The 16,183-nt window shown below is 53.9% G+C and carries 16 protein-coding genes; 13 read left to right on the forward strand and 3 right to left on the reverse strand.

Going from position 1 to position 16,183, the window contains the following annotated elements:
• Window positions 1-617 precede the first annotated feature (617 nt).
• Genes V6942_RS17070 through V6942_RS17090 form a run of 5 tightly spaced genes read left to right on the forward strand, consistent with a single transcriptional unit; the run spans window position 618 to window position 6,146 of the window.
• Entirely contained in the window at window positions 618-2,243 is a 1,626-nt protein-coding gene (locus tag V6942_RS17070; protein WP_227674218.1) for an ABC transporter substrate-binding protein, read from the forward strand.
• 45 nt (window positions 2,244-2,288) lie between these two features.
• A complete protein-coding gene (locus tag V6942_RS17075) occupies window positions 2,289-3,248 on the forward strand; it encodes an ABC transporter permease (RefSeq protein WP_182930269.1) in 960 nt (319 codons plus the stop codon).
• On the forward strand, window positions 3,248-4,195 hold the full coding sequence (opp4C, locus tag V6942_RS17080) for an oligopeptide ABC transporter permease (protein ID WP_333501538.1): 948 nt from the start codon (window positions 3,248-3,250) through the stop codon (window positions 4,193-4,195). Before V6942_RS17075 ends, opp4C begins: the two co-directional genes overlap by 1 nt.
• Window positions 4,192-5,172 (forward strand): ABC transporter ATP-binding protein, encoded by a 981-nt coding sequence (locus tag V6942_RS17085; RefSeq protein ID WP_106924315.1) that lies wholly within the window; start codon window positions 4,192-4,194, stop codon window positions 5,170-5,172. Before opp4C ends, V6942_RS17085 begins: the two co-directional genes overlap by 4 nt.
• Window positions 5,169-6,146 (forward strand): ABC transporter ATP-binding protein, encoded by a 978-nt coding sequence (locus V6942_RS17090; RefSeq protein WP_182930271.1) that lies wholly within the window; start codon window positions 5,169-5,171, stop codon window positions 6,144-6,146. The genes V6942_RS17085 and V6942_RS17090 overlap by 4 nt, the downstream gene beginning before the upstream one ends.
• A 463-nt stretch (window positions 6,147-6,609) precedes the next feature.
• Here the strand turns inward: V6942_RS17090 and V6942_RS17095 are convergent, their stop codons facing one another.
• A complete protein-coding gene (locus V6942_RS17095; RefSeq protein ID WP_106924317.1) occupies window positions 6,610-7,110 on the reverse strand; it encodes an Lrp/AsnC family transcriptional regulator in 501 nt (166 codons plus the stop codon).
• A gap of 81 nt (window positions 7,111-7,191) precedes the next feature.
• Between V6942_RS17095 and V6942_RS17100 the strand changes: the two genes are divergently transcribed.
• The gene (locus V6942_RS17100; protein ID WP_333501539.1) at window positions 7,192-8,367 is read left to right on the forward strand and encodes an MFS transporter; all 1,176 of its coding nucleotides are present in this window, start codon (window positions 7,192-7,194) and stop codon (window positions 8,365-8,367) included.
• Window positions 8,368-8,468: 101 nt separating this feature from the next.
• Here the strand turns inward: V6942_RS17100 and V6942_RS17105 are convergent, their stop codons facing one another.
• The gene (locus tag V6942_RS17105; protein ID WP_333501540.1) at window positions 8,469-9,320 is read right to left on the reverse strand and encodes a Vmh family MBL fold metallo-hydrolase; all 852 of its coding nucleotides are present in this window, start codon (window positions 9,318-9,320) and stop codon (window positions 8,469-8,471) included.
• 164 nt (window positions 9,321-9,484) lie between these two features.
• On the opposite strand from V6942_RS17105, the gene V6942_RS17110 reads away from it, so the two are divergent.
• Window positions 9,485-10,372, forward strand: coding sequence for a LysR family transcriptional regulator (locus V6942_RS17110; protein ID WP_182930274.1), 888 nt, complete (start codon window positions 9,485-9,487; stop codon window positions 10,370-10,372).
• Between the two features lie 538 nt (window positions 10,373-10,910).
• On the opposite strand, the gene V6942_RS17115 is transcribed toward V6942_RS17110, so the two are convergent.
• A complete protein-coding gene (locus tag V6942_RS17115) occupies window positions 10,911-11,519 on the reverse strand; it encodes a hypothetical protein (RefSeq protein ID WP_333501541.1) in 609 nt (202 codons plus the stop codon).
• Between the two features lie 162 nt (window positions 11,520-11,681).
• Here V6942_RS17115 and V6942_RS17120 point away from each other — a divergent pair, with 162 nt between their 5' ends.
• The 6 genes from V6942_RS17120 (at window position 11,682) to V6942_RS17145 (ending at window position 16,064) form a co-directional block, all read left to right on the forward strand.
• Window positions 11,682-11,927, forward strand: a complete 246-nt coding sequence (locus V6942_RS17120) for a helix-turn-helix domain-containing protein (protein ID WP_234507888.1) — start codon at window positions 11,682-11,684, stop codon at window positions 11,925-11,927.
• 1 nt (window position 11,928) lies between these two features.
• Window positions 11,929-13,911 carry a transposase domain-containing protein gene (locus tag V6942_RS17125; protein WP_333501542.1) on the forward strand — a complete coding sequence of 661 codons (1,983 nt, stop codon included), beginning with the start codon at window positions 11,929-11,931 and terminating at the stop codon, window positions 13,909-13,911.
• A 79-nt stretch (window positions 13,912-13,990) separates the two neighbouring features.
• Entirely contained in the window at window positions 13,991-14,929 is a 939-nt protein-coding gene (locus tag V6942_RS17130; RefSeq protein WP_333501543.1) for an AAA family ATPase, read from the forward strand.
• Window positions 14,930-14,933: 4 nt separating this feature from the next.
• The gene (locus tag V6942_RS17135; RefSeq protein WP_333501544.1) at window positions 14,934-15,173 is read left to right on the forward strand and encodes a hypothetical protein; all 240 of its coding nucleotides are present in this window, start codon (window positions 14,934-14,936) and stop codon (window positions 15,171-15,173) included.
• A gap of 2 nt (window positions 15,174-15,175) precedes the next feature.
• Window positions 15,176-15,433, forward strand: a complete 258-nt coding sequence (locus tag V6942_RS17140; RefSeq protein WP_333501545.1) for a host nuclease inhibitor protein — start codon at window positions 15,176-15,178, stop codon at window positions 15,431-15,433.
• A 13-nt stretch (window positions 15,434-15,446) separates the two neighbouring features.
• On the forward strand, window positions 15,447-16,064 hold the full coding sequence (locus V6942_RS17145) for a DUF3164 family protein (RefSeq protein WP_333501546.1): 618 nt from the start codon (window positions 15,447-15,449) through the stop codon (window positions 16,062-16,064).
• The last annotated feature ends 119 nt before the right edge of the window (window positions 16,065-16,183 follow it).

Raw genomic sequence — 16,183 nt, forward strand, 5'->3', positions numbered from 1 at the left:
TCAATACTAAGGTGGTTTATGTAGTGAAAGTAGAAGTGAAATAACTTTTCATAGTGCTGCTACACTCTGCGAGAGTCCAGTAGCACAAGAAGTTAACGCTTTTTACCCTCAAACGGGCACTTGGTAAGTATTGGCCGTGGAGGGTAGAAGCCTCCAGAGTGGGATTGTTTGCCTATCCAGTGATTTACTACTTTGAGAAGTTATTTAGTCATCTTTCAATACTCTTTAATTAGAGGGCTTAAGATGTCCGCTCCTCGCTCACAGCGGACCTTCAGCTCACTTAGCGTGCCTTAACTAAACTTATTGCCCGGCCCTCAGTATTCGACACAACGCCCAGTGAGCCATGTCGATTTGTTGACCCTGACCCCCGTGTGATGCCTCATCTTCCTTAGCTGAAATTACGCATTGATTTACCATAAATTAGCTAAGGATGATTCGTTATAAGCCATGCATTTTCATTGTTAGACAGGGCGAGGTGCGGCTCTTATCGTTCGTCATGATTTGTAAATTTCACGCAATCATTTGATGAGGTAGCGATTTTGTCCAGCGTACTGACCCGCCTAAAAACAAAACCCACACGCTTTACCCTTGCCCTCAAAATTGCCCTTCTTAGCAGCATGGTGGCTTTCTCTTCTGCCTCGTTTGCCGAGGCAGTCTTAAAAGAAGGGATTACGCCAGCGACAGACGCCAGCCAGATCCCGGCGGCGGCAAAGCTGCGTAAAGACACGGTAGTGGCGGGTATCTCTGAACCGCAGGGGATTTTTAACCCCTATTTCTTCGTGAACGGTTGGGATGAAAACGTCACCAACGTGATTTTCTCACGCCTGATCGACTGGGACAGCCACGGCAATCTGGTGCCCGGCCTGGCGGAAAGCTGGAAGGTCAGCCCGGACAACAAGGTCTATACCATTAAGCTACGCCCGAATCTGACCTTCAGCGACGGCTCGCCGCTGACCGCCGAAGACGTGGTGTTTACCCTGACCGTGCTGTATGACCCGAAATATGATGGTGATACCGACATCACCCTCGCCAACATTGTGGGCGGCGCGGAATATAAAGCCGGGACAGCCGACAGCGTCAGCGGCCTGAAAGCGATCGACCCGCTGACCGTGCAGGTCACCACCACGCAGCCTGGCGCGACAACCCTGGCGAAAATCGGCGGCCCGATACTGTCGAAAGCGTATTACGGGAAAGAGTATCAGCGCGGCAACCTCGATTATCTGCGCACATTGCACGGCAAACCGCTGGGTAACGGGCCGTATGTCTATGAAAAATACATTCCTGGCCAGGAGATTCGTTTCCACGCCAACACTCATTTCTACCGGGGTACGCCGCCGACGCCGCGCTTTATCTACCGCGTAACCAACCCATCCACCAACTTCCAGTTGTTCCAGACCGGCGAAACCGATTATGACGCGTTTACTTCGCGCCCGGATGATATTGAACAACTGAAACTGCTGGGCTTTGCCAATATCAACCTGTACGGCTCCAGCGACTACAGCAAAGTAGAATTCAACGTGCATCGCCCGGCGTTGCAGGACGTGAAAGTCCGCCAGGCGCTGATTTATGGCCTTGACCGCCAGAAGCTGATTGATGTGGTTTATCAGGGTTACGGCAAAGTGGCGATTGAACCGATTGCCCCGATTTCATGGGCGTATAACACCGACGGCGTGAATCCATACAAATTCGACCCGGCGCAGGCGAAGAAACTGCTTGATGAGGCAGGCTGGAAACCGGGGCCGGATGGCATCCGGGTGAAGGAGGGTAAACGTCTGGAGCTGACGCTGCTGGTGAGCAAGAAAGTGCTGAACGATGCGCTGATCCCTATCGCCAAAGAGAACTGGCAGCAGATTGGCGTGCTGCTGAAACCGCAGGTGGTGGATTTCAACGCCCTGATGGCTCAGCGTAAAGCAGGCAACTATGATCTGGCCTCTTTCAGCACCAGCACGCTCAACGATCCGCATGATGGCGTATGGGACTACTACAGCACGGAAGCGAAAGAGTCCGGCTATAACAATCCGCAGGTTGATAAGCTGATCAACGAAGGCAATGCGGTGCTGGATGTGGAAAAACGCAAACCGATTTATCACCAGCTGTATAAAGTGCTGGCGGACGATCCACCGGCGATTCTGCTGGGTAACCGCGCGATTTTGTCGGCCAGCAGCGCGCGCGTCACCGGCTTTAAGCCAGATATCTACAACGGCCTGACCGGTAGTCTGCCGGATGTGAAAGTCGTCAAGTAACACCCACAACTGCCGGGAAGCCACGGCAGTTGTCATGAGAAAGCTATGCGAAATTTTATCCTCAGGCGACTGCTGCAAACTCTGCCAATGCTGCTGCTCGCATCACTGATTATTTTTATGCTGTTCGCGAAAACGCCGGGCGATTTTATTGACGGTAACATTACCCTCACCGTCGCCCGCGCCGCCGAACTGAAAGCTATCTATGGACTCGATCAACCGCTCTTCACCCGCTATCTGCACTGGCTCGGCCAGCTGCTGCGCGGCGATTTGGGGTTCTCGCTGCAATACCAAATCCCGGTGAGCCAGCTACTTAACCAGTACATCTGGAACTCGTTCCTGCTGGCAAGCGTTGCGCTGGTGTTTTACTGGGGCATTGGTCTGGCGGTGGGCATTGCTTCGGCGCTGAAACCCAATTCGCTGTTCGATCATCTGGTGAGCGTGGCGGTGTTCGCCGCCATGTCTTTCCCGACTTTCTTCCTCTGCCTGTTGCTGATTAAGTGGTTCGCGGTCGATCTGCACTGGTTGCCAGTAGGCGGCATGACCAACACCGGCAGCGATGATAGCGGCTGGGCGTGGGTTATGCAGGTTGCGGCGCACCTGGTGTTGCCGGTCATGGCGCTGGTGATGTTGCAGGCGGGTAGCCTGACTCGCTACATCCGCGCCAGTATGCTGGACGTGGTGAAGATGGATTTTATCCGCACCGCGCGCGCTAAAGGGCTGCGCGAACGAACCGTGATCTTCAAACACGCGCTGCGTAATGCGCTGCTGCCGATCATCACCTTGCTCGGTTTTGAGCTGCCTGGGCTATTTTCCGGCGCGCTCATCACTGAAAAGGTGTTTAACTGGCCGGGCGCGGGGCATATTCATATTGATTCGCTGGCCGCCCGAGATTATCCGGTGCTGATGGGGTTTACCCTGTTTCTGGCGGTATTAACCATTATTGGCAACCTGATTGCCGATGTGCTGTACGCGTGGGCCGACCCGCGCATTCGCGTGAGGTCGTGATGTTAGGCTCCCTTTTCTCAACGAATCGCCGTCTGCGCAAGGCGGAAATCCCGGCGCTGGCGCAGGCCACGCCGTCTCCTTGGCGCCAGGCGTGGAAAGCGCTGCGCCACAATCATCTGACGATGCTGTGCCTGGTTCTGCTGGGGGTCATGACCCTCTGGTGCGTACTCGGGCCGCTGTGGTCGCCGTGGAAAGATGATGTCACGGATGCACTGATGATCAACAAACCGCCGGGCGCAGCGCACTGGCTGGGTACCGATTTTCTTGGCCGCGATATTTATACCCGCTTGCTGCTGGCCGGGCGTATCTCGCTGATTATTGGTCTTCTGACCATGCTGCTTTCGGTGGCGCTGGGCTACCTGTTGGGCGCGGTATCCGGTTATGTCGGCGGCTGGACGGACAAACTGATTATGCGCCTCGCGGATCTGGTGATGACGATTCCCAGCCTGCCGCTGCTGATTGTCGCCGGAGCGATGTTGTCAGAGCTCGATTTCTCGTCCGATTCACGCATCTACATGGTGGTGGTCATGCTCAGTCTGCTGGAGTGGCCGAAGTTGGCGCGGCTGGTGCGCGGGCAAATTCTCTCGCTGCGCGAACGCGATTTTATGCTGGCGACGCAGGTGTTGGGCCTCTCTTCGCGCCGACGCCTGTTCGGTCATCTGTTGCCGAACACCATTCCCATTCTGGTGGTGATGGCGACGATGGCGGTGGCCAACGCCATTCTGATGGAGTCTGCGCTCAGCTACCTCGGCCTTGGCGTCGTACCGCCAACGCCCTCATGGGGCAACATGATGGACGCGGCCAATAGCCTGATTGACTTTCAGCGTCGTCCGTGGCTATGGATGCCGCCGGGTATCGCCATTTTTCTGACCGTCATCGCCATTAACGTGCTAGGTGATGGCCTGCGCGATGCGTTGGATCCAAAGATGAAACGGAGTCTGAAATGAGCGAACCGCTAATGACCTTTAACAACGTATCCATCTCCTTCGCCAGCGAGCAGGGGCGTGTGCGCGCGGTACAGGATGTCTCCTTTGCCATTCAGGCTGGGCAAACCATCGGCGTGGTGGGGGAATCTGGCTGCGGCAAAAGCGTTACCGCCATGTCGCTGATGGGGCTGTTACCGCCGCAGGTTGCGCGGATCGACGGCGGAGAAATCCGCTTTCAGGGCACCGATCTGCTGCGCCTGAAGCCGTCGAAAATGGCCGATCTGCGCGGTAACCAGTTAGCGATGATCTTTCAGGAGCCGATGACCGCGCTCAATCCGGTGCTGACCATCGGCGAGCAGCTTTGCGAACCGCTGATTCGCCATCGTGGCGAAACCCCCAAAGCGGCCTGGGAGCACGCGACGCAAAGGATTGCCGATGTCGGGTTGGCGCGAGCGGAGAGCCTGATGAACTGCTATCCGCATCAGCTTTCCGGCGGCATGTTGCAGCGCATCATGATTGCCATGGCGCTAAGCTGTCAGCCGAAACTGCTGATTGCCGACGAGCCCACTACGGCGCTGGATGTGACCGTGCAGGCGCAAATCCTGCGCTTACTGCGCGACCAGGCACGGGCGCAGCAGATGGCGCTGATGCTGATCACCCACGATTTGGGCGTTATCGCGCAGATGGCGGAACACATTGTCGTGATGTACGCCGGGCGCATCGTTGAGCAAGGCCCGACTGCTGATGTGCTGCGTAACCCGCTGCACCCTTACACCAAAGGGCTGATCGCGTCGCGTCCTGTTCCCGGCGAGCGCCGACGACGCCTCTATTCGATTCCCGGCCAGGTGCCGGATCTGGCCGAACTGCCGCCGTACTGTGCGTTCTACGATCGCTGTGAACGTGCCACGTCGCAGTGCCGCGCAGGCATTCCGTCGTTGATCGGTCAAACGCGGCAAGCCGCATGTATTCACAGTGAGTTAGCGGAGTCGGTCGCATGAGCCAACAATATGTGATTGAAGTGGATGGTCTGAAAAAGTATTTCCCGCTGCGCGACGGGCTGTTTGGTCAGGAAACCGGTCAACTGCGCGCCGTGGACGGTATCAGTTTTAATATTCGACCCGGCACTATTTTTGGCCTGGTAGGAGAATCCGGCAGCGGTAAAACCACCGTCGGACGCACGCTGCTGGGGCTGTATGACAAAACGGCGGGTAGTGTGAAGTATCGCGGTCAAGTGTTGCAGGATCTGACGCCGAAACAAATGCGCGCGCTGCGCCCGAAAATCCAACTGGTGTTTCAGGATCCGTACAGCTCGCTGAACCCGCGTATTCGCATTGGCGATGCGATTGGCGAAGCGATGCTGGAACACAAGCTGTGCAGCAAAGCGGAACTACGCGATAACGTGCTGAAGGTAATGAAAATCTGTGGCCTGGCGCCGCAACATTACCATCGTTTTCCCCATGAGTTCTCCGGTGGCCAGCGCCAGCGCATCGGCATTGCCCGCGCCCTGATCCTCAACCCGGATTTTATTATCGCCGACGAACCGATCTCGGCGCTGGATGTCTCCATTCAGGCGCAAATCATTAATCTGTTCTCCGACTTGCGCGATGACTATGGCGTCACCTTCCTGTTTATCTCCCACGATCTCGGTGTCGTGGAGCATTTGTGTGATGACGTAGCGGTGATGTACCTGGGGAAACTGGTGGAAACTGCCAGTCGCGATGCGCTGTTCAGTCAGCCGCTGCACCCCTATACCCAGGCGCTGCTCGCGGCGGTGCCAACGCTCGATCCTGAAAGCGAACCCGTGGCGGTGGTGCAGGGGGAAATTCCCGATCCGTCACGCCCGCCCTCCGGTTGCCGTTTCTCTTCCCGCTGCCCGCAGGCAACGGAACGCTGCCGCACTGAAATTCCGGCACTGCGTGAAGTGCACCCTGGCCATCAGGTGGCGTGCCACTGGGTGGCGTCGATGCAATAAAACAGGTAAGCGTAAACCCGGCGCCGTATGTAGCCGTCAGCTCAGTGCTGGTAACGTAGACGTCCATCTGTACAGGTGGACAGTTAAGTATAGGATTCCAATCCTGGTGTAAAGAATCACCTAAAAGAATCACTGAACAAAGGCTACTGCGGTCCTTGCTCCAGACCTCGCCAGGCGTCTTATGCTTTGATGTTGGTGATGGAGTGGTATACGAATAAGATTGCCGATAAAGGCGACTCGGAAAACTAAATGACATTTGTGAATCTAAGCATTAAGGATTTCTGTCACTTCTTTGCGCTTCTCTGTCGCCCACTCAGGTTTGATGGAAAGCATTAAATTATCTTGCTTTCGGAAATAGACATCCTCAGTCCTCCGGGCTCCTGCCTTGTAAAAAGCTGATTCGACGGTGAGCAAACGGTCGCTGACCACCTCAAGCAGGCGACATTCCTTCCTGCCCTCAGTTTTAGTCAGGCGATGGGCCGCGTTCCAGAAACGTGGAGAGGGCGATATAGCTGCGGACGGAACGCACGCCTTCTACGCTCTGAACTTCAATCAGGAAAGTCTCCAGCGATTCGGTATCTGCTGCGCGTATTTTCATCAGCACGCATCCGTCACCTGCGACAGTGTGCAACTCCTCAACTTCATGCCGATGGGTGAACTGCAAAAGTGCGCGCGTGGCTTCATAGCTGCTGGTATCAATCACCAGAAACGTTAATAGCGTGCGGCCCAGCTTGCAGCCATCCAGTACCGCCACCGTGCCTTTTATCACGCCATCACGTTTTAACTTCTTCACGCGATCGTGTACCGCAGGGGCGGAAAGGTTCACGATTTCGCTGAGCTCGGTGTAGCTACGCCCGGCATCTTCTGCCAGCGCACCTAATATTTTTCGGTCAATATTATCTAGATCGGCCGGTTTATGCCGTGTCTGCCTGATACCATTTTTTTCTTTATCCGGTTCGTTCATTTGGTTAACTCTCAGAATAAAACTATGAATATACTTTCCTTTACCTAATTTTATTAATCAATGATCAGTAATGGAGTTGCAATGCCTATCGCACTTTTTGCCCTCGCCGTGGGGGCCTTCGGGATTGGTCTGACGGAATTCGTGATTGCCGGCATTCTCCCTCAGATTGCCCGCGGCTTCGACGTCAGCATCCCTTCGGCTGGATTAATGGCAACGTCTTATGCACTTGGCGTTTTTATCGGGGCACCGCTTATGACAGTGGTGGGGTCTCGCGTACCGCGTAAGACCATGCTGATAGCGCTGGCGGTCATTTTCACTCTTGGTAACATCATCACCGCTATGGCACCTACGCTGTCGGTGGCCGTCGTCGGGCGCGTCATTACCTCCTTCAACCACGGCGCCTTTTTTGGCATTGGGTCGATTATCGCGGCCTCGCTGGTTGCGCCCGGGCGCCAGGCCAGCGCAATTGCCTTGATGTTTTCCGGGTTAACCCTCGCGCATCTGCTTGGCGTGCCCGCTGGCACCTGGCTTGCTCAGGCCTTTAGCTGGCGAATGGTATTCTGGGGAATTGCGGGAATTGGTCTGTTAACGATAGCCAGCATCGCGCTGTTTGTGCCCGACATAAAAAAAGGGCCGGGTATTGCGCTGAAGGCTGAACTGCGAGCGTTTGTTGATCCCCAGGTTCTGCTGGTCATGGGGATTACCGTTTTCGGGCCCGCGGCCTTCTTTACCTCTATTACCTATATTGCTCCGATGATGATCGAAGTCGCTGGGTTATCAGCCGCTGGCGTCGCGGGGCTGATGGTGCTCTTTGGGCTTGGCCTGGCCGTGGGAAACTGGCTGGGGGGGCGCTTTGCCGATCGCTCGCTGTTTGGCACGCTTTTTATCACGCTGGCCGCACAAGGGGGCGTTCTGCTGGTCTTCTGGGCTGGCGTTGAGAACCCGCTGGTTGCCGGTGTTTGCGTGTTCCTGATGGCGGCATTTGGTTTTGCTACCGTTTCTCCGATTCAGAAACTGGTCATGGACCGTGCCAGCCACGCTGGGGCGCCAACGATGGCGGCCTCTGTCAATATCGGCATGTTTAATCTGGGCAATGCGTTGGGCGCGTGGGCCGGTGGTGCGACCATTGCCGCCGGATTTGGCCTCGTCTCACCGAACTGGGCGGGGGCGATACTGTCCTTTATTGCGCTGGGTCTGGCGCTGCTGGCCTGGCAGTGCGCGCGTAAACCCTATTCGCTGAAGGCAGAATCATGTTAACCACATGGAGGCATCGTCGCTCAGTACACTGAGGAGGATGCGCACCACAAATCACCGCCGCGCATCCGTCGCGGCGGTGAGAGAGAAGGTCGTGGCTTACCTTACCACTTCATTTCGTGCGTATTGACCTTCGCGCTCAGCTCAAGCGAGCTCTCATCGGCAAGGTTCGGATACGCCGCCTTCATGGCCGCAATCACCTCGGCCGATCCTTTGTGGTCTTTCAGCGCCTGCTCAAAGGTTTGCAGGTAGCGTTGGGTAAAGGTAATGGCCCCATCGTTTGCCGGGCGCTCGCCCAGATAATGCCCCGGAATCACCTGTTGCGGCTTTAGCGCCTGCATTTCGCTCAGCACCTGCATCCAGCCCTGGCGAATCGCCTTCGTCTGGGTATCCGCCGTCCACACATGAATGCCGGAGGCAATACCGGTACCGCCCAGAATGGCTTTGTTCGCCGGGATCCAGACGTACGCGGCATACTCGCCCGCGTGTTTCAGCTCCAGCGGCTCACCGTCTACGGTGAAGCGCGTGGCGTGGGTGGCCTGCGGCACGATAATGCTGTCCGGCTTGCCGTCTTTCATCTGCGGCCCCCAGAACGCCAGCTTAGCGTCCTTCGTCGCTTTGATATGTTCCACCACCGCCGGTGATGCCACCACTTTGGCCTGCGGGAACGCCTTCACCAGCGGCTCAAGGCCAAAATAAAAATCCGGATCGCCGGAGGTAATCACGATCTCTTTGAGCGTTTTGCCGCTGCCTTTGATCATTTTCACCAGTTTTTCACCGTCTTTGACGCTGAACTGAGCATCAAACAGCACCGCTTCTTTTGGACCGGAAACCAGCGTGGACGACACCGGGAAAATGCCTTTTTCCTGCGGGTTATAGACATCAAGGTGCAGCGGGGCGGCAAAGGCCGGCGCGGCGGCCAGCGAGATAATGAGTGAGAGAGGCTTGATATTCATGGTGATCCTTAGTGTCTTATCCGAAGGTTACGGGCTGGCTGAACCGGAATCATTCAGTCAAGCCTGGCACGAAATGCTGTGCTTCATTCTACGGATTTGTACTTCACTAAGAATTCCTGAAACAATACATGCTGAGTTTCATAAAACGATCAAATGGAGATGCAATGGACAGGATCATGGCAGCAATCACCTACAATCGTATTTGCGAGCTTGGTAGCCTGAGCGCGGCCGCGCGTTCGTTGGGCATCTCCCGCCCGATGGTCAGCCGCTATCTTGACGAGATGGAAAAGTGGGCCGGTGCGCGGCTGATTCACCGCTCAACCCGGCGGCTGTCCATTACCCCGGCAGGGGAGAAAACGCTGGAGAAAACGCGCCAGCTGGTGCAGCTGTCTCAGGGGATTGAAGGTGACGCGACGCGCGTCACGCCGTCGGGCACGCTGCGCATCGCCTGCGCCCACTTTACGGCGACGCATTTGCTGGGGCCGGTGATTCCGCCTTTTCTGCGTCAGTATCCCGCGCTGCGTATCGAGGTGGATATCAATAACCATCCCGTCAGCCTGGTGGGCGAGCGCATCGATCTGGCTATTCGGATAACCAATCAGCCTGAACCCGGTGCGATTGCGCGCTATCTGGGGGCCTGCCGGTCCGTCTTGTGTGCCTCACCGGCATACCTGGCTAACAACGGTATCCCCGCCACGCCAGGCGATCTTGCCCAGCATAATTGCCTGCACTACAGCCGTTTTTCCGGGCAGTCCTGGTCCTTTCGCGATCGGCAAAACGGCGTGATGTCGGTGGCGGTGGGGGGCAACTTCAGCGCCGGTATCTCATCACTGCTGTGTGATATGGCAGCTGCGGACGTAGGGCTGGCGATGGTGCCTGAAATTGAAGCGCGAGCGGGGCTGCAAAGTGGAAGGCTGGTGCAGGTGCTGGCGCAGTTTGAACCGCAGCCGCTGGGGATTTATGGGCTCTATCAGTCCCGCGATCATCAGCACGCTGCGCTTGGGCTGTTTCTGGACGCCGTGAAGCAAAGCCTGGGGCTGCCACCCCAATAGACGCGCGGTTACCGCATCTATTGGGGCGACACGCGCCGTTGGCTACAGGACCACCACAATTTTGCTGGGTTCCCGCGCGTTGTCCAGCCATTGGTGCGCCTGCGGAACGTCATCAAATGAACAGACTCGGGTCGCCAGTTTATGCATCTTACCTTTGGCTGTTAGGTGACAGTTATGTAGTGAACATCGGAACGAATCCGGGAACAGGTGAAAGAAAGCGGGATCTGGTGGGACAAACTCAGGCAGATTAAGGCTTGGCGGCAATATGCTCGCTCGCGTGCTAAGACGGATTGTTCATTGTCAAAATTAGATCACCGCCGAGCGCTTGCATACTTCTGACACATAAAAATGTAACGTTAATACGCATTGTTTAATGGATTCATACAGCGTTTAAATATCTTTAACTGTGTAACTTGCCTTGTGGCACTTTGACGCTTTTTGTAATCAGTTGGTACTGCTTTGATCGAGTTAAAACACAGCTTGATTAGAGTCAACTCTCACAATCCTACAGGCCGGTTAAGTTGTTCTGATGAACACTTTAACCGGCCTTTTTGCTATCACCCAAAGGGCCTGGTGAGGCTACATCTGCACCAGCCGCAGATGACCCTTTTTTGACTGTGGACTCAAGGAAAGTAAGCAGGCGTTCCTTCTCATAATCGGAGCATTGTATGAGCTGGAGGTTTCTCTCATCCTTCAGTTTTAAAACAGTATCGACCCCTTTTCGTGCAATCAACTCAAACAATGATTTTATCTCGTGCTCATTGAGGATGCTTAAAATGGAAACGAGGGTTGTTTCATAGCTCACGTGAACCAAAGTATTGCGGGATTCCTTATGTTTATCCTTCCTGGGTTCAACAGTGATGACAGCGTCATCAATCCAGCGTTCCAGCATAGCGTCATTCTCGTCTGGGCTCTGCCCAAGAAGCCATCCAATAGTCACGCCTTCGATACTTGCTATTTTACGTACTACCTCAATTCTTGGTGATGATTCAGGTCTGGCGTAATAGTTCTTGAGTGTACTGAAATTGATATCCCAATCTTTCGCCGCTCTGTACAAAGAACGACCTTTCAGTAGTAGGTTCAACCTTTCACAAAAGGGTTCTTTTTGACTGCTCTCAAAAGAACCTTTCGTATTATCATTACTCATCTCAATGAATCCTTTTTATCTAATTGATATTAATGTCTTTTATTGGAAATCTGATTTGGGGCTCAAAAACACCTTGCAAACCACTCTTTTGAGTCCTAATCTTTATCCATACGGATACCCGCGCAGTTATCCGCGCGGATAACTTTTTAGGATAGATGAATCATGAACCGAAATGAAGATCTGACTGATTGGCACCCTGAGACGATTAAGGCGGAAATCCACAAGCGTGGTTTATCTTTCCGCTCTTTATCGGTTCAGGCGGGCTATAAAAAAGACTCTTTAAAGAGCGTATTACGTACTCCGTGCCGGCCGTATCAGCAGATTGTTGCTGATGCGCTTGGCGTTCCCCCTGAAACCATCTGGCCGAGCCGCTACGCCGCTCATAGCTACATGAATAAGGCGGTGTGACATGTTTGTTGTTGCAAAGGAATTGGTCGGCGCACCTGGTTTACCTAAAACGGTAAAAGGAATTCGCGAGGCACTAACGCGCTATTCGGCTGGTGCAGAAGATAAAGTGCGTAAACGCGCTGGTGGTAAAGCGTTTGAATACCACATTTCCGTGCTTCCTCCTGAGGTACGTGCTGAGCTGCTGACTGCAAAAGGTCTGGTAGAAACATCATCTGGTGTCATTTCCCTGCCTGAGCGGACCAGTAAAAATGCCGACACCGTCGAAAATTTTGAGCGTCAGCAGTTGTGGAAACACTGGGAAGGTGCGACCAACGAACAGCGCCAGCGTGCTGAGCAACGCACAACCGCAGTGTCTCTTGTGGCTGAGCTGGTCGATTCAGGTCTGTCTTTGCGTCTGGCCCTGAGAACAGCAGCGATGAAACTGCATATGAGCGAAGGTTCTCTGCGTAACCTGTATTACCGCGTACAGAACCGCAGTCGTGATGTCTGGGCACCCGTTCTGCTTGACCGCCGTCTGCGTGAGAAGTGCAAAACCAACCGTGAAGCGCCAATCAGTGAAGATGCCTGGCAGTTCTTCCTCGGCGATTATCTGCGCCCGGAAGAGCCATGCTTCACAAAGTCGTATGAACTTCTTCAGGTCGCTGCCCGTGAGTACGGCTGGGAAATTCCATCAGAGCGCACTCTGCGTCGCCGTGTAGAACGTGAGATAGATCCACGTGTCATTGTGGCCACTCGCAAAGGTGATAACGCGCTGGCGCGTATGTTCCCGAGCCAGCAGCGCACAGTCGCGCAACTGCATGCAATGGAATGGATCAATGGTGACGGTTACCAGCATAACGTCTTCGTGCGCTGGTATAACGGCGAAGTCATTCGTCCTAAAACGTGGGTATGGCAGGACGTCCACAGCCGCAAAATTATTGGCTGGCGTACTGATGTCTCTGAAAACAGCGACAGCATTCGCCTGTCTCTGATGGATGCCATTTCAGAATTCGGCAAGCCTGACCATGTCACTATCGATAACACCCGCGCAGCGGCCAACAAATGGCTGTCAGGTGGTGTACCTAACCGTTATCGCTTTAAGGTTAAGCCAGATGATCCGATGGGTATTCTGCCGATGCTCGGTATTCAGGTTCACTGGACGAGCGTGATAGGCGGTAAAGGCTGGGGTCAGGCAAAACCGATTGAACGTGCCTTTGGTATCGGTGGCCTGGGTGATTACATCGATAAACATCCTTCTCTGGCCGGGGCATACACTGGCCCGAACACCCAGAATAAACCGGATAATTACGGTGACCGGGTTGTTGATGTTGAGATATTTATTTCTGCTGTAAATGAGGGGATCGCCCTCTATAACGCTCGCGTCGGCCGCGAAACTGAGATGTGCCAGGGTGAGCTGTCCTTCGACCAGGCATTTGAGCGCAGTTACAGCAATGCGGTTGTCACGCGCCTCAGTGAAGAACAGATCCGCCAGCTGATGCTGCCAGCGGAAGCCGTAACGGTGAAAACCACGGGTGAATTCTTCCTGCAGTGTGGTGGCTCTCTGTATGGCCGCAAAAACAGCTACTGGAATCCGCTTCTGGCCAATATCCGCCAGCGCAAAATTACAGTGCGTTTTGACCCTCGCAACCTCCACAGCGAAGTGGCGTGTTACGACCTCGATGGCCGCTTCCTCTGCATGGCTGAATGTCGCTCAGCTGTCGCGTTCGGCGATACCGAGACAGGTCGCGAACATAGCCGCCAGCGTAAGCAGATGATGACCCATACCAAACGCGCCGCCAAAGCTCAGCGCCGCATGACGGCAATCGAGGTTAACGATCTGCTGCCAAAAGTCGCACCACCGGAACCACCGCAGCGGCATGTTGTTGAACGTGTCTTTGCTCAGGGCAATGCGCTGAAAAAAGTTCAGGAAGTCCAGGAGCATCAGAACGAGAACGATGTGATTTTCCAGACGCTGATGAAAAGAGTCAGTAAAGCGAAGAAATAAAAAAAGCGACGTTTGAGCCGCCGCTTTTGAGAAGTGTTTAAAACCGTATTAACAATGGAAAAATACAGGATTAAAAACGATGACGCAAATTAACCATGATGTAATTCGTAATACCGTAAAAGGTCTGATTGATGACAAAACGATTTCCGGTGCTGCGCTGTCGCGTGAAACTGGGGTGTCTTCATCTGCTCTTTCTCAGTTTATTAACGGTAAATATAAGGGCGACAATGATGCTGTGGCGGCATCAATCAGCACGTGGCTTGAATCCCGTAAGACGGCCCAGAGTGCGCTGCCGGAAATCCCTGACTATGTTGTGACGCCGACATCGGAAAAAATCACGGCCGCGCTGATGTATGCCCAGTTGACCCACACCATCGCGCTCGTTTACGGCAATCCCGGCGTGGGTAAGACGGAAGCGCTGAAGCAATTCACTCAAACTGGCAACAACGTCTGGCGTCTTACCGCGAGCAAGTCCCGCACGAACGAGCTGGAAACCATGTATGAGCTGGCGCTGGAAATGGGTATTTCAGATGCGCCATATCAGCGCGGCGCGTTATCTCGCCTACTGCGTCGCCGTCTGCGCGACACAAATGCCTTAGTCATCATTGATGAAGCGGACTGGCTGAACTACGACGCTATTGAAGAATTGCGAATTCTGCAGGAGGAATGCGGCATCGGGCTGGCGTTTATCGGCAACCATAAAGTCTATGACCGCCTGACTGGTGGTAGTCGTACCGTCGATTTTGCTCGTTTGTTCTCTCGCGTGGCCAAGAAAATTGTTATCAACAACGTGCTGGCCGCTGATGTTGATGCGTTCTGCGATGCATGGAAGGTTGACGGCCGCGACGAACGTAAGCTTTTACGTGCCATTGCTAAACGCCCTGGTGCTCTGCGCTCTCTCTCCCACATCCTGCCGCTGGCCCATATCTACGCCAGTGGTAAAAGCGAGCCGGTTAACTCTGGCCATATTCATTCAGCAATGCTTGAGCTGGGGCATGCTGAAATCGTAGAGGAGTAACTTCATGTTTCCTGAACTGATTTCGACCCATGTGCAGCAGGCGAAGGCCACAGAGGCCATGCTCAATCAGAAAGGTTGCTGGGTGACTGTATTTCGCCAGTCTCGCACCCGCCCGGTTCTGGAGGTGTCATGTCCTCCTGCTGAGCTGCTCAACCGTGCCGTACGTATTGTCGAGCGTAATAACAGCGGCTCCCGCTCTGTATGGGTAGCCAGTTTCAATGGTTGCCGGATTATCTGGAGATGACGATGAAGGAAAAAATTACCGCCTATGCATGGGCATCCGGCCTGATTGAGTTCGGCCATAAAGTTCCGGATGGTGCTTTACCCATTATCTCAGGGAGTGAATTGCGTATAAGAGAGCTTATTGATGTGCATGCTCGTCATTCAAGAATAAGCGAACAGTTGCTGGTTCCCGGTGTGCCGGAAGCAAATAACCAGCATGATGCTTGCACGGCATTAATAAAGTTTACTGAGACAATCACTACTGAATATTTAGAAAAATAACCGAGGATTAAAGATGAATAATCAAAATAGCGTACCTGCGGGTTACCGCACTAATGCTCAGGGGCATTTAATCCCTGAGTCTCAGGTTAAGCCCGTTGATAAACTGCGTGATGAAGTCGTGATGATGATCGTCGGCGCAGCACGTCAGCAGCGTCAGTTGCTGGCAGCGTTCAAACTGGAGTCGATGCAGAGAATCGCCGACTTCACAGACCTTTCGGCGTCGGAATATGGCGTGGAGTACGGCGGCACGAAAGGCAATGTGACTCTGGTCAGTTTTGACGGCCGTTATAAGCTTATTCGCGCAGTTGGTGAGCATCGTGTGTTTGATGAACGTATTCAGGCTGCAAAAAAGCTTATTGATGACTGTATTGGTGAGTGGTCTGTCGGCGTTAATGAGAAGATTATGGCAATGATTGACCATGCGTTTCGCGTCAACAAACAGGGCAAAATCGACATCAACCAGGTATTGAGTCTGCGTCAGCTGAATATTGACGATACCAAATGGAATGAGGCAATGGATGCCATTGCTGATGCTATCCAGGTGACCGGCACCAGTCAGTATTTACGTATTTATGAGCGTCAAGCGGACGGCTGCTATCAGCAAATCTCGCTGGATTTAGCCAAGCTTTAAATACTTGTAAATAAAACTTCAAATTGAAAACGGCGCTTGCGTCAGGGATTCGTTCGCGCCGAATACAGCTAAGGAAGGTGCGAACAAGTTCCTGATATGAGATCATCATATTCATCCGG

The organism is Kluyvera genomosp. 2 (assembly GCF_036759865.1).
Classification (GTDB): Bacteria; Pseudomonadota; Gammaproteobacteria; order Enterobacterales; family Enterobacteriaceae; genus Kluyvera; species Kluyvera ascorbata_B.

Excerpts from the sequence above, each read along its gene's own strand:
- V6942_RS17070 (WP_227674218.1), top strand. The coding sequence starts at position 618 with ATGGTGGCTTTCTCTTCTGCCTCGTTTGCCGAGGCAGTCTTAAAAGAA.
- V6942_RS17075 (WP_182930269.1), top strand. The coding sequence starts at position 2,289 with ATGCGAAATTTTATCCTCAGGCGACTGCTGCAAACTCTGCCAATGCTG.
- opp4C (WP_333501538.1), top strand. The coding sequence starts at position 3,248 with ATGTTAGGCTCCCTTTTCTCAACGAATCGCCGTCTGCGCAAGGCGGAA.
- V6942_RS17085 (WP_106924315.1), top strand. The coding sequence starts at position 4,192 with ATGAGCGAACCGCTAATGACCTTTAACAACGTATCCATCTCCTTCGCC.
- V6942_RS17090 (WP_182930271.1), top strand. The coding sequence starts at position 5,169 with ATGAGCCAACAATATGTGATTGAAGTGGATGGTCTGAAAAAGTATTTC.
- V6942_RS17095 (WP_106924317.1), bottom strand. The coding sequence starts at position 7,110 with ATGAACGAACCGGATAAAGAAAAAAATGGTATCAGGCAGACACGGCAT.
- V6942_RS17100 (WP_333501539.1), top strand. The coding sequence starts at position 7,192 with ATGCCTATCGCACTTTTTGCCCTCGCCGTGGGGGCCTTCGGGATTGGT.
- V6942_RS17105 (WP_333501540.1), bottom strand. The coding sequence starts at position 9,320 with ATGAATATCAAGCCTCTCTCACTCATTATCTCGCTGGCCGCCGCGCCG.
- V6942_RS17110 (WP_182930274.1), top strand. The coding sequence starts at position 9,485 with ATGGACAGGATCATGGCAGCAATCACCTACAATCGTATTTGCGAGCTT.
- V6942_RS17115 (WP_333501541.1), bottom strand. The coding sequence starts at position 11,519 with ATGAGTAATGATAATACGAAAGGTTCTTTTGAGAGCAGTCAAAAAGAA.
- V6942_RS17120 (WP_234507888.1), top strand. The coding sequence starts at position 11,682 with ATGAACCGAAATGAAGATCTGACTGATTGGCACCCTGAGACGATTAAG.
- V6942_RS17125 (WP_333501542.1), top strand. The coding sequence starts at position 11,929 with ATGTTTGTTGTTGCAAAGGAATTGGTCGGCGCACCTGGTTTACCTAAA.
- V6942_RS17130 (WP_333501543.1), top strand. The coding sequence starts at position 13,991 with ATGACGCAAATTAACCATGATGTAATTCGTAATACCGTAAAAGGTCTG.
- V6942_RS17135 (WP_333501544.1), top strand. The coding sequence starts at position 14,934 with ATGTTTCCTGAACTGATTTCGACCCATGTGCAGCAGGCGAAGGCCACA.
- V6942_RS17140 (WP_333501545.1), top strand. The coding sequence starts at position 15,176 with ATGAAGGAAAAAATTACCGCCTATGCATGGGCATCCGGCCTGATTGAG.
- V6942_RS17145 (WP_333501546.1), top strand. The coding sequence starts at position 15,447 with ATGAATAATCAAAATAGCGTACCTGCGGGTTACCGCACTAATGCTCAG.